This is a genomic window from Halodesulfovibrio marinisediminis DSM 17456, assembly GCF_900129975.1.
Taxonomy (GTDB): domain Bacteria; phylum Desulfobacterota; class Desulfovibrionia; order Desulfovibrionales; family Desulfovibrionaceae; genus Halodesulfovibrio; species Halodesulfovibrio marinisediminis.
Map to the genome: position 1 here is coordinate 667064 of NZ_FSRG01000004.1, position 13747 is coordinate 680810.

The window sequence follows — 13747 nt, forward strand, 5'->3', positions numbered from 1 at the left end:
GGTTTCCGCATCGTTCAAAGACAGGCTAACGAAAATCTCTACTTTCGGTTGGTTTGAGGGATAGTTACAGTATGATCAGCTTGACGGGGAAGCCTATAAAATGAAAAAGCTCTCACAGCAAAGCTGTGAGAGCTTGATATCCGTTGGCGTCTCCAGGGGGATTTTCCTCCCCGTCGCCTGCGCGAAAGGCAGAAGTAATATCTAACAAAAACTAATTATTCTTTTAGTTACAAGGTTCCTGACGAACCACATATCACTAATCTAGGCTACTTCCTTAGTTGGGTTATACAGCGAATCAACAATCGGAGAATTTGGGGTAAAACCACTGACAATTTCCTGAAGCATGTTTCGAGCGGCTAAACAATCATTTTCAACTTCAAGCAATGCAAACTTTGACAGTTTTTCTTCTAAAACATTGAGTGAAAGAAAGACCTCGTGTGCTTGCATTATCTTAGGATGTTTGGTTTGTTGAACATTATCACCAACCAGTAATTCTTCGTATAGCTTTTCTCCAGGACGCAACCCGACTACAGAAATTTCAATATCACCATTGGGATGTTCTGCGTCCTTAATAGTTTTTCCTGAAAGCCACACCATTCTGCGAGCCATATCAAGTACCTTTACTGAACTCCCCATATCCAAGACAAACACATCACCACCTATCCCCATTGCACCAGCCTGAATAACCAACTGAGCAGCTTCGGGAATCGTCATAAAATAACGCGTAATATCTTTATGGGTAACAGTAAGAGGACCGCCACTTGCTATTTGTTTTTTAAATAATGGCACAACCGAACCTGATGACCCCAACACATTTCCAAACCTAACCATGGAAAATACAGTTTTGGATTCTTTCGCTGCCATTGCCTGTAAGATTAGCTCTGCAGTACGTTTTGTAGCCCCCATCACATTTGTTGGGCGGACAGCTTTATCGGTTGAAATCAAGACAAAATTTTTAACTCCTGCCTGTTCAGCTGATTCAGCTAAAATTTTTGTTCCAAAAATATTATTCTTAATACCTTGAAAAACATTTCCTTCTACAAGAGGAACATGTTTATACGCAGCAGCATGGTATACTGTATTAATATCATATTTTATAAAGACTTCATTTAATCTTTGGCGATCACATACGGATCCCAAAACTGGAATTACTTGAATCGAAGCAGAATCTAGCTCCTTAAGTAATTCATGAAGTTCTTGATCAATAGTATAAAGTGCTAATTCTGTTAGCTCATACAATACTAAGACATTAGGTTTTGCACGGACAATTTGTCTGCATAATTCTGACCCAATGGATCCTCCAGCACCAGTAACCAATACATTTTTTTCTTTAATACAGGCAGAAAAAAGCTCTTCTCTAGGGGGGACAGGATCACGACCCAACAAGTCCTCTACAGCAACATCCTGAAGCTGGTTAAGCCTTGCCTTATCTGAAACAATCGCCTCAAGAGAAGGAATTGTTTGTACTCGGAGTGAATGTCCATCAAGTTTATCCAAAATCTTTTTTCGCTCTTCTTGAGTTGCACTTGGAACAGCCAACAAAACTCGTTTAGCTTTTGTTATCGCAATTACACTAGCTAACTGCTCAGGTGGATAAACTTTTATGTCATGCACAATACAATTGTGAAGCGCCTTATCATCATCCAAAAAAGCGCTCGGAAAAAAATCCTCACCTGCAATCAGGCTCTTAGCAAGCTGAAAACCAGCCTCACCTGCACCATAAATAATTACAGGATGCTTTGCATGTTGTTTAAATCGTAAATGGTGATACAATGTGCGAACTGTCCAACGACTACCGCCTACGCAAATAAACAATAATAAAGAATAGATAAACGGGACGGAACGAGGAAAACTTTCGATACGTAGAATAAATGCTAATGAAAACAAAAGCCAACTAGATACACACACACCCAACGCAATAGTGCGAATAGCCTTAATACCCATAAAATGAATTACTGCACGGTATAACCCTAACCGAACAAAAAATATCATGCTTCCAAAAACAAGTAGTGGAAAAAGCAAAATAGAACTTGCCAGATGAGTTGGCCAAAGCTCTCCCAAACGTAACGCCCAAGCTCCCCATAACGCTAAAGGAATAAGTATAAAATCAGCAAGTAGCATTAAAGCTTTTTTCTGAGCGCGACTTAACGCTATAAGTTTCAAGCCAAGGTTAGAAAACATAACACTCTCTTATCTAACAAACTAACATCAGAGTTACTCGAAGAACTACTCAACCAGCAAAGCGCCAAATGGATATAGCAACAACACTTTTTCGCTGGTCAACAGCACTGGATAATTCTATTTCATCAACAAAAATCTTCTGGCTTGCGGATTACAATAAACCACAATAACCTTTTCTGAGAGCATCGAATAACAACTATTGTTACTCCATACTCCACATTACTAATTATAATTTCTGTTGAACTACTTATTCAACATTCAGCTATTTTTGACCAAGCTGGCAAACATTAAACTTTGCACCGATCATCTGTCCAGCCTGAACCCTCTTTCTGTAGAGAGCCGTCACGAAAAATCACCTCATTTTTGATAGTCATTAAAGGGGGCAACAAAACAACAAGCTGAAGTTTTTGCATGGAGGTGATTTCACCTATCCCAATGTTGGAAAGCTCATGTTTATAAACCTTTAACTTACTATAACATCGATCTGAGCTTGTTTAATTTTGCTAAACACAGTCTAGTAGCAATGTTACGTTCGACCAGATTAGAAATAATAAGCCCAAGATACTCATCTATTGCAGGTGAAATTTCTTCATACTTACATCGAATCCTTGATGCTTACTTAAGCCACTCAACACGAGATTGGTGAGCAATCTGGATTAATTACTCAAAACACAATCCAGAAGTGAGTATAAGACGACATTTATATATCTCTATGATTCGAATTTCTTACTCATATTATTTTACCGTCTGATTGACTTAGAACGATCAAGCCAAGCTTAAAAAAACGCTCATGGAAACTTTGCAGCCTCATAGCATATTTTGTTCGCCGGAAACGCAAAACGGTTTGGCTCTACGAACTAAAAGTTTATTTCGATACACTGTTGAAGGCACTCAAGACGATGTATACGTCAATCTCTATTGCAATATTCTGAAATTATTGTTTTATCTTTTAAAGCCTCATTGCTTACTCGCCAAATCTTTATTGCTCTTTTAAGAAATGCAATTTTACTTGGGGTGAAAACTCTCTACGTCAGCACTGCAACATGTCCTTCTTAAGAGACTCCTAACCTATCAAATAGATCTGCAATGGTATGATTTGGATCGTAGGATTCTCCGTCAAGCTGCCATTTTAAAATCAAAGTTTTCAGCGTTAATAGATAAAAATTTTGATGGGGTAAGGCCAGCAAGAGCATCGAGTGGTCATTGCTCATTGTAGGACAGCTTTCACCAATACGTGATTTCACGAATCACTTTGAGATCGCGAAATAAATACAAATTCAAGATTTCGGTTCGGCAAGTTTTGTAAAACCGTTCGATGTAAGCATTTTGATAAGGCTTGCTTGGCTGGATAAATTGAATATTCATGCCGAATTACTTTGTCCAAGCAACAAAAAAACGCAGATTAGCCGCTTGCAAGTTATGGAAGTGTCATTTTCAATATGCAAAAGCTAGCTGCTAAAGTCATCAATGACATCAAAGTATTGGTTCCTTGCATAAAGAGAATTATTCATGAAATCTGCAAGACCAAGTCTGATTAGGTTGAAATGGCGTTAGCAGCGACTATTTAATTTGTTTTGGAAGCCGTTTTTTTGTTCTGCGTTTTTGATTTGACCGGAGGTCGCAATAAACTACGTATTTTTTAATGGTAAATTCCTTAAACCACAATAGGCTGTTTTACTAAATTCTCTATCTTAAAATGGTTCCGCTTACACGAAAGAGTCTTTACTAATGACGGCACCCTGATTTTTTGTAGTTGCAAAAGCAGGAACCTGACAACGAGTTATTTTTACTTATACCCTTAGACAACTTTAAACGGTGTTTTCAATGATCTGTTCTTGCGGTAGAATTAAAGAAATACTTAAAACACAGGATGATGGAATTGCAATAGCAATTGCACTAAACCCCACAACACAGCCCCCAAGGCCTATCAGCACCATTAAAAAGCTTGGGCAGTTATTAACTAGCCATCGCCATATTACTTCTCTTTTTTTACAACCCAAATAAACTAGAGGAATTGCACTCACAACTACTAATATGCATTGGCTAAACGATACTGTGAAAGCAAGTTGCCCAGCACCATGTAAAAGTAATCCATCTACTAGGTTCTCTTTGTAGTATGCAATGACCTTATGAATAATTTGAAAAAGATATAAAGAAGAAAAAGAAACAACTATTCCCAACAGTATTGCTATTTTTTTTGGGTCACTTTTTCTATAAGTTAACATACAAGGGCAAAGTGTTGCGTAACAAAACAAAAAGAAAAAAATCCCACTACTAACTGTAGCAAAAAACAATGCACACATCACAAGCCCTATAATATAAAATAGAGGGAGCCTATTAAAGTACGTCATCGTAAACAACAATAGCGAAGCTGCTACAAACGCATGAGTGAGGCGACCATTCATGAAAAATGCAACTAGATAAAAAAAACTAAATATAAAAAGTGCAGACAATATATTACGTTTAGAAAACGGTAATGCAAAAAAAGTTAATAGAGATGCGATTAATAAATAACAAACTGCTGCTATTGAAAATATCAAATTCAAATTGATTTGCAAGGCTCCTGAAAGCAATATAAATGGTCGCACAAGTAGAGAGCGAACAAGATGAGGATTAAGCCAAGAATCATTCATAGCTATCGCCTCAGCCACTTGTTCTTCACTCATTCCAAATAATGAATTTGCAGGTATGCCATCATTTGAGAGATAATAGACATCCTCCCAATTCAAGTCGTTATATACGAGAACTTGGCTCCACACTTTAAATTGATGAAACTGTAACAATAAAAAATACATCATGACAAACGACAAAAGGACAAGCAACAACGACTTGACAGAAAGCTCTCGCATAACAAAACTCCTACATCACCTAGAACAATAACGAGATAACACCAAAGAATACTTCGTTAAATTTTATAACCAGTATAACGCTCCATAAAGAAGAGTTAAAAAACTTATAACTGATGAAAGTTCTGACGCATTTCCCCCTAATTTGCACCGGTAGATTATAGAAAAATTTGGCTAGTTGAATGGTCAATCTGTGTACAGGCAAAGTCGTTTGGGGGCATATTTTCAAGAGAAAAATGAGGACGAAACTCGTGATATGCTTTCTGCCATGTTTCAATCTTCTTTTGAGAATCAGAAAGTGATAGGAACCAATGGGGGGAAGCACTCATCCCGAAAATTTCCGTTAAAAGACTCGATAAATGGGGTTGTCCGTAGTTTTTTCGGGCCTTGATAAGCCACGTTCATAGGTTCACTTGTCGAGTGCCTTGGAAATGAGCTTGATAACACTATCTACTTGAATGCGTTGTGGCTTGCGTTTAGAGAACAGCCGAAGTCATTCGAGCCTATTTACACATGCTGCCCTTTTAATAGTGTGACCAACATGGATCTCCAGGTACTCATGACTAAAATTATCAAGCCACATTAAGGCACGGATTTTTCGTCTGCTGAACAGGTTGGCTGCCATAAAAAACATAGCTAACACTCATCAATACTAGAGAGTTTTGGTATGATCCATGCGGTGAACTGCTGGAACATTTTGTCTAGTACGTTTGGAGCGCAGGTTTAATCCTTCTTCGAAGTATAATCTGTGAACTTTCTAACGATTCACATACCATCCTTCCATTCGCAAGAGCATATATAGCCTTTGGCAACGATACTGCACTCGAGTTTCAGTAATCTTACGGATACGAAAACGAAGTGCAGAATCATCTTTTCGCGTAGGCTTGTAATAATAGCTTGATCTACTCATGCATAAGGCAGGATGACGTCTAGGCATGCTGACTTAATAAGCCTGTTCCAAGCTTTCAGCAAATTCTAACAATTGATTAGGCTTTAAAGCTTTTTTGTGAGACCATCTTGCGATATTTACTTATCAAGGCTCAAATCTGCAACCAGCTTTTTTAGTTGCCAATTTTCTCTTCAAGCTGCCTTAAACGGCGAAGCTCGCTTATCCCAAGTCAACCATACTTTTTCTTCCAATTATAGAACGTAGCTTCTGATATACCCATCTTACGCCATTCTTCTTTAACTCGTGTGTCTGTAGCTTGGCGTCAGGCAAAAGTAATGCTCGTCGGTAACTTTCTTTTTTTATGGCAAAATACTTGAGTCATAAGAGGTTGGTTTGCCAAAATTCTCTATTTTGACTTGGTTTAGTTTATCGGGAAGACGTTACGGCATACAGCAATCCGTTCTTTATATATTAGATAGGAAGACATGCTGGATAGTTATTTACTAGAACAATATGGATACACAAATTAATAAACTACAAAATAATACTCTTTATAACATCTTAATCTAATAAATAAAAAATATATTATTTTTATAAAGCTAACAACGATCTGTTCTTAGCAAGCTGCTACCAAAAAAGATTGGTCTCTTTAAACTGTAATTTTTTAATATAGCGCCTTATCGTACCTAAACAAGATAACAAACTAAATTAAAAAAATAATATACAGTGCGCTCTCCATGCATTCCACACTTAAGATGTCCAATATTACTGAAATTAAAATATGTAGTTAAAAAATTTATTCAGAACAAGTAGTTCTTTTTAAATAAAACTTAAAAAATGAAGACTCATGTTTTTTTTTAAAGCAGTCTTAATTTTAATAAAGAGTAATTAAATATTAATTTACTATTAACTTTTGTTAGAAGTAATTGGTAATTTTTTTACAGTATTTCACATTAGAATATAAGATAGATCTAAAGTCTAAAGCCTTTCAAGGTCACTTTTTCTTCTTTCTTTTTTTTATGTTAGTTAACCAAGCTATGTCTTCTTTTTGAGAATGACACACTAAGGTATTGAACTAGCAAGAGAAGAAGTTATTTCAATGCACTTTATAGTAGAGAAATAATTACAACATGCTTTGTGAAACAGAAAAGCTCTTATGATGTATTACAACATCTATAAAAGCCTCTACTGCTAACTCACACGCATTTTTTTCCTACCTATAAGAATGTAACTCTCGCCAGTACAGCAACAGCGTATCGCTAGCTAAAACGTAAATATATTATTTACACACAAGCGCTAACCTTAGCACGTCATTTTCAACAGGTTGGTATATTTTATTATCTTTTTTTAAGGCCTTAAAGGGAGAATATTTCATGGCTTCTAAGAAGAAAATGACTAGAACTCAAAAAGCTGCTGCCGCTGCTGCTTTAGCATTTATTGTAGGCGCAGCACCTGCGGCTGGTTTGGCTGCTGATGCAACACTTAACACTACCGCTGCTGGTAATGCCGTTGCTGCTGATACTACCTTTACTAAGGTAGACACATCGTTAAACCCAGTAGGAGATGCTTCAAAAATAACTTTTGGAGCAGACAAACTTACAGCTACAATTGGTAAGACAGCCTATATTTGGAAAAAATCTGTAGGTGCTGCAACCCCAACAGATGCCAAAGAAAAAGGTATTGACGGAAAACTTACAATTGAAGTTCAGGCCTTTGATGCCACTACCGTTGTTGCAAAAGACAACGAGTTAGGCGCGGTTGAATTCATTGCAACAGGCGGCGGCTTAAAAACTGCCAGCTTAACTGTCAACGGAACAGTTGGTAATATTACAGTTGGCGCAGCAGCTCCTACAGCTATTGCAATCACTGTCAACGAAGGCGGCACAACAGGTACAATTACTGGTTCTGGTGCTAAAGATGACACCGTAACTTTTGCAGGTGGCAAAACTGGCAATGTTGATGGTGGAGCTGCTGGCTCTGACACTGCAATCTTCAAAAAATCTGGTAAGATTAAAGACGCTGCTCCAAATCTTATCTTCAACGATGGTTCTGACCACACATTAATTGGTTTTGAAAACATTGAACTTGCTGGCGGCACCAAAGAAGCACCAGTTGAACTGGTTGTTAACGATGCTACTGATAACAGAGCAACTTCTGGTGCTCTTGCAACGAAAAATCTCAAAATCGGTGCAAATACTGTCCTTAAAGCTGGTCATGACAACGGTGGTGCAGCATCAGAAGCAGCTATCACTAAACTCAGCGGTCTTGGCGATGTAACCAACTCCGGCACAATCGACGTTGCTACAATCGAACTTGCTGCTGGTAAAACCTACACAGCTAAATCTGGTTCTACAGCAAAAGCTATTACCTTTGCTGGCCTTGGTAATGCAGTGCTCGAAGGGGGTACCGTTGCAAGCATTACTGGTACTGCTGGTGAAGACCAGACCGTAACCCTTGCTGGCGGTAAAGTAACCGGCGTAATTGACGGTGGTGCAGGTGGCACAGACATTCTTAATCTTAAAAAAACTGCTGAACTTCTTACCAGCGCAAAAGCCGGCAACGATTTAACTTTTGACGGCAACGAGATTAAAGGCTTTGAAACCATTAATGTTGTCGGTGCTGCTGGTTCACCTGTTACTGTAACAAGTAAACTTACTGCCGCAAAAGCCATCAACGTTGGAGCTCACGGCACACTTGCTAACGAAGGCAAACTTGGCGCTGTTACTGTAGATGCTGCTACTGCTGTATTTAAAAACGTTTCTGGCGAAGCAGGTGCTGTTCAGCTTACTCAGGGTAAAGTAACTGTTGACGGTGGCAAGGTTGCTAGCATCGCTGGTGGTAACCACGCCAACACTGTTGTTATCAACAAAGGTGAAGTAACTGGTAACGTTGGTCTTGATAATGATAAAGACATTCTTACCGTTACCGGTGGTGAAATCAAAGGCGCAACAACCCTTGGCGACGGTGACAACAAATTCACCATGACAGGTGGTAAAGTTGCAGCAGTTACTGGTGGTGCCGGTGATGACACGGTAAAAATCAGTGGTAAAGCTGAAGCTGGCGCAATTACTCTTGGAGCTGGCGTTAACACATTCACCATGGAAGGTGGCAAAGTTGCTTCCGTAACTGGTGGTGCTGCTATCGACACCTTTGTTATGAAAGGTGGCGAAATTACAGGCGCAGTTGCTCTTGGTGGTGATAAAGACAAGTTCTTCATGGAAGGTGGCGTAATTAAAACCGTCACTAATGATAATTCAGGCAACTCCTACACCCTGAAAGCTGGTACTATTACTGACGCTTTAGACCTTACTAATGACGACGCTGAGGATATAGTACAGCTTACCGGTGCTGAGGCTGTAGCAACAGTTAACGCAAGCGCAAAAGATGTAGCTGTAATCAGCACTACTGGTACTATTGCAGATGCAAGCACCCCAGCTGCTGATGATTTTGTCTTCGGCAAAACAAAGCTTAACAATTTCAAGAAGGTGTCCATTTCTGGCACTAAAGCGTTTACCGTTACCAACACCTCGAAAAAAGCTTTCGCATCCTTCGACAATTCACCTGGCAATACACTTGCTGTTGGCGACAGAGCTGATAACAAAGCTACTCTCGAAAACAGCGGCATCATTAAGGCTCTTACTGTTTTCGAAGGCGGTACATTTAAAAACATCGCTAAAGGTCAAACTACAACAGTTGCCCTTAGTGGTGGTAAGGCATACCTGAACTCAGGCAGCACAACCGGCACCGTGACAGGTAGCGGTAACGCTGACACTGTTGTTCTTGGCGGTGGTAAGCTTACAAACCTGCCAATTGCTGCGGGCGGTGGTGACGACACTGCTGAACTCGCAACAAGCGGTACCCTTACTGAAATGGCAAAAGCCAGCACTAAATTTGACCACGCTGCTGTTGCACACGACGGTGCTAAAGTTTCCAGCCAAGTTGCAGACCTTCAGGCCTTTGAGAAAATTGCAGTTTCTGGAGAAGGTACTGTAGTTTCAGTTAAAGTTGATTCTGACGCAACCGCTGACGGCCTCAACTTTGAAATTGGAAAAGGCGCTAAACTCACCACCGTTGCAAAATCTGTAGCTAAAGGCATTACTGGCGTAGGCGATGTTTCTAACGCAGGTGTTCTTGACCTTGATGTTACGCTGGCAAATGGCAAATCCTTTACCCACAAAGGTGGTACCGCGAAAAAAGTTACCCTTGACGCAGGTAAAGCTATCATCGGTGCAACTGCTTCTCTTGATAACGTAACCGGTCAGGCAGCTCAGTTCAGCATTAACAAAGGTGCTGGCGGTACTATTGTAGGCGCTTCCGGTGTTGAACTTGCTGGTGCTGATGCTAAAAACGCAATCACTGTAACCAACAACACAACAACTCCTTTTGCTGCCTTTAATGATGTCAACAAGTTCCAGATCAAAGATCATGCAACACTTGTTAACGCCGCTGCTGGTAAAATTGGTGCAATGAAGTTGAATGGTGCTGGCGCTAAAGTTACTAACTTTGGTACAGCTGACGTTGTTACTGTAAATAACGGTACATTTGTCAACGAAAGCACTGGTAAAGTAACAGGCGCTGTTACTATGGATACTACTGCTGACAACGTATTCGACAACAAAGGTATCGTTGAAGGTGCAGTTGCTTTGAACAAAGGTAACTTCATCAACTCCGGCACTCTTAAAGAAAATGTTGCAGTAGCAAACGATGCTGTATTCACATACAATGGCGGCACAATTGCAGCCGGAAAAACAGTTTCTACGGCTAGCGCGAATGCAGCTCTTGGATTTGGCGTTAACACTAAAGTATCTGACTTTGTGAAAAACAAAAAGCAGTACACTGGGTTTAAGAACCTTCTTGCTTCCGGTTCTGCAAACGTAATTGTTGATACTGCAAAGCTCCGTACTGCCGCTGATGCTGTTTCTCCTGCAAACAACTTGGCCATTGTTGGTGCTACTGACAAGTCTACAGTAACTATTACTAAAGATGTAGATGGCACAACTCAGAAAATTGGACTTGGTGGTAGAAAGAATGGCTCTCTTACTGTTGAAGCCGGTGCTACCTCTGCGTCTACATTTGATGCTTCAACAATCCTGGCAACTGATAACTCCAAAATTACCCTTAACCGTAAAACAACTACCTCAGGTGTTGTTGGTGTAGCCAAAAATGCTTCTCTGACACTCAATCAGGATTTAACACTTGGTGGTAATTTAGGTGTTAACCATGATCACCGTGATTCAAAAATTGGTGAAATTGCAACACTGAACCTTAATACAGCTAATGTAGTTGCAGCTGATCACAATGTTACCCTCGGTGCTTACGATGCAAATACTGCAGCCAATAACCGTGGTGCTCGCCTTACAACTTTTGTTAAATACGACGAAAAAGCGAAAGCGAACGTTAACGGTAAAATCACTGCAAATGCTGGTCACATTACTCTCAACAATACAGCTGTAGTTGTTAATGTTGCAGACAATGCTGTTGACCAGAAAGGTATTGTAGTTGCAGAAACTAAAACGGGTAACCTTACTGCCAACAAAACTACACTTGCTAATGCTAACAGTGCATTCTACACACTTAGCAACCTTAAAGCTGTTGACAAAAAGCTTACTTTTGACCTTGACGTTAAGGATGCTAAAGACTTTGCTGCTGAAGGCGTAAATTCAAACGATGCATTTGCTCTTAAAACAGTATTTGGCAACGACCCACGTCTTGCAAATACTGCTCTCCTTAAAAAAGCAATTAAAGAAGCGCACGCAGAGCCGTTCTCCGGTGCTGTTACTTCTGTAATCAATGCTAACTCAGCTGCCCGTAACGTTATTAACACCCGTGTTGCTAGTGTTCGCGGCAAATCTTCCGGTAGCGAAGATGCAAAGTGGAAACTCTGGTCTCAGTTCTTTGGCAACTCTGCAGACGAGTCTGCTCATGATGGTGGTACCGCATACGATTCCAAAACTCTTGGTCTTACTTTCGGTATTGACCGTGCTCTCAAAGACAACTTCCGTCTTGGTTTTGCATACACCTACATGAACACCGAAGTTGATTCTAAGAACTCCTCAAACAAAAACGATATCGATACCCATCTCTTTACCCTGTACTCTGACTACACCTTCGGTAAAGGTTGGTACCTCGACGGTCACACATCTTACGGCTTTAACAAGTACCACGTAGATCGTTACATGACCGTTCTTGCAAATAAAGCATCTGCTAGCTTTGATGGTTACACCCTCAACGTTGGTGCTGAAATTGGCAAAGACATCATGGTTAAAAAAGCTGTTGTTACTCCGTTCCTCGCAGCGGATTACAGCTACATCAGCACTGATTCCTACAAAGAACACGGCGCTGGCAAGTCTAACCTGATTGTTGATGACCAGAACAACAACATCTTCGAAACCGCTCTTGGTGTTCGCGTAAGCGGCACCTTTAACAAGTTCACTCCTGAATTCCGTGTTGCATGGGTACAGGATTGGGCTGGCGAAAATGTTGTGACTAACGGTCGCTTTGCTACTGGCCCAGCTCTCTCAAGCTCATCTGTTAAACGTGACACCACCAACCTCGCTGTTGGCGCAGGTCTCGACTACCAGATCACTGACTCATTCAAGCTCGGTGCCGACTTCGACTTCCTCGGCAGCTCACACCGCAAAAGCTACGGTGGCGCACTTAACGCTACTTACGAATTCTAATCGTTTGTAGTTGTATATAATCGGAAGGGCACATTCCCCTTCCGATCTTCTCATATCCCTCCAAGGTACGAGAAGTACTAACGATAGAGGGCGCACATACCTGCGCCCTCTATTAAAACAATCGCTCCGATACATACTTATGAAATAATTCTGTGCATGTGGCTGTTCAAACAACCCCATTAAAAATTTTTAGTTCTGCATGCCGCTAAAAGCGATTTTTCTATCTTACAAAAGACATAAGGCAACATTTATACCTTGTTACACTACGCCGAGATGAAACACTCCTTGTATAACATATTCGTTATTTTCCCTATCCTTTGCTGCAGCAGTTGTACTGGAATTTCCGCATCTTCTTACTCAGCAAGGCAACTGGTGGAAACGACACCGTTTGTCAAAAAAATTATCCGTACCCTGCGTTATGATATTGTTGCTTACACAAAATATGGAGTGAGTAAGGATATTGTCATCTACATCGAAGGTGATGGTAGAGCTTGGTATACCAGTTCGCGCCCTTCTTCAGACCCCACCCCTGTTCCGCCACTTGCCCTTGCATTAGCCATAAAAGACCCAGCTGAAAATGTTGTCTACTTAGCTCGCCCTTGCCAATTTACAGGCGGAATAGACGCTAGAAACTGTGACACTAATGTATGGACGTTCGCCCGCATGAGTGACGAAGTTATTATCAGCATGGATGAAGCTATTTCTACAGCAAAACAACAGAGTGGTGCTAAAAACATTCATCTTGTCGGTTATTCAGGCGGAGGTGGTATTGCCATCCTTATAGCCGCTCGCAGAGATGACATTGCATCTATCAGAACTATTGCTGGAAATATCAACACACAGCTTTGGACTGATTTACACGACATTACACCACTTTATGACTCTATTAGCCCCGAGAATTATGCACATAAAATAAGCCACATCCCACAGGTACACTACGTAGGGGCAGAAGATAAAAATATCCCGTCCTCAATTGCACGATCATTTGGCAATCGGTCTAAGGCAGATTCTTTAAGAATTATTACGGTGCCAAAATGTTCGCATACAAAAGGGTGGGAGACAGCATGGTCAACGTTATTGCAGCAATATGCTTCTACGATTTCAATCGACTAAGATCATTAATTTTAAAATCCTAAACATAACAGGAGCAT

General features: G+C 40.4%; 4 protein-coding genes and 3 pseudogenes. 2 read left to right on the forward strand and 5 right to left on the reverse strand.

What is annotated here, in order from left to right:
- Positions 1 to 261: 261 nt before the first annotated feature.
- From BUR09_RS07480 to BUR09_RS07495, 5 genes and pseudogenes are all read right to left on the reverse strand, one after another.
- Entirely contained in the window at positions 262 to 2181 is a 1920-nt protein-coding gene (locus BUR09_RS07480; protein WP_074216309.1) for a polysaccharide biosynthesis protein, read from the reverse strand.
- A 1116-nt stretch (positions 2182 to 3297) separates the two neighbouring features.
- Positions 3298 to 3549 (reverse strand): annotated as a pseudogene (locus tag BUR09_RS17200) (integrase core domain-containing protein); the annotation flags it as partial.
- A gap of 83 nt (positions 3550 to 3632) precedes the next feature.
- A pseudogene (locus BUR09_RS17205) lies at positions 3633 to 3816 on the reverse strand (IS3 family transposase); the annotation flags it as partial.
- A gap of 173 nt (positions 3817 to 3989) precedes the next feature.
- A complete protein-coding gene (locus tag BUR09_RS07490; protein WP_074216310.1) occupies positions 3990 to 5030 on the reverse strand; it encodes a hypothetical protein in 1041 nt (346 codons plus the stop codon).
- A gap of 155 nt (positions 5031 to 5185) precedes the next feature.
- Positions 5186 to 6229 (reverse strand): annotated as a pseudogene (locus tag BUR09_RS07495) (IS3 family transposase); the annotation flags it as partial.
- 1060 nt (positions 6230 to 7289) lie between these two features.
- Here BUR09_RS07495 and BUR09_RS07505 point away from each other — a divergent pair.
- A complete protein-coding gene (locus BUR09_RS07505) occupies positions 7290 to 12596 on the forward strand; it encodes an autotransporter outer membrane beta-barrel domain-containing protein (protein WP_074216311.1) in 5307 nt (1768 codons plus the stop codon).
- 372 nt (positions 12597 to 12968) lie between these two features.
- Positions 12969 to 13709 carry an alpha/beta fold hydrolase gene (locus BUR09_RS07510; protein ID WP_084539384.1) on the forward strand — a complete coding sequence of 247 codons (741 nt, stop codon included), beginning with the start codon at positions 12969 to 12971 and terminating at the stop codon, positions 13707 to 13709.
- The last annotated feature ends 38 nt before the right edge of the window (positions 13710 to 13747 follow it).

Bases quoted from the DNA above. Each gene is read 5' to 3' on its own strand.
- BUR09_RS07505 (WP_074216311.1), top strand. From the start codon at position 7,290: ATGGCTTCTAAGAAGAAAATGACTAGAACTCAAAAAGCTGCTGCCGCT.
- BUR09_RS07480 (WP_074216309.1), bottom strand. From the start codon at position 2,181: ATGTTTTCTAACCTTGGCTTGAAACTTATAGCGTTAAGTCGCGCTCAG.
- BUR09_RS07490 (WP_074216310.1), bottom strand. From the start codon at position 5,030: ATGCGAGAGCTTTCTGTCAAGTCGTTGTTGCTTGTCCTTTTGTCGTTT.